Genomic DNA, 278 nt, shown 5'->3' on the forward strand with positions numbered 1-278 from the left:
CTTATGTTGTAGTGCCCTGCACATTGGTTCGTCTTGTTCAGTTTTCAAAGGTCTTTGTCACTCGCTTCTCTCAAGCGACAACTAGTTTAGTATATCACAGTCACTTTCGCTTGTCAACACTTTTTTGAAACTTTTTTAAACTTTTTTCATCAAGTGTTTCAACCGCAACATACCATAGTCCGTACGGGATTCGAACCCGTGTTACCGCCGTGAAAAGGCGGTGTCTTAACCCCTTGACCAACGGACCAGAGTTGTTATTTTCAACTCTTACTATTATA

Annotated in this window: 1 tRNA gene; it reads right to left on the reverse strand. The window is 41.0% G+C overall.

The annotated features are described in order from the left end of the window. Positions 1 to 175: 175 nt before the first annotated feature. Positions 176 to 247, reverse strand: a tRNA-Glu gene (locus SMIDD26_RS11010). Between the last annotated feature and the right edge of the window lie 31 nt (positions 248 to 278).

This window comes from Streptococcus mitis, assembly GCF_001579035.1.
In the GTDB taxonomy this organism is placed as follows: domain Bacteria; phylum Bacillota; class Bacilli; order Lactobacillales; family Streptococcaceae; genus Streptococcus; species Streptococcus mitis_J.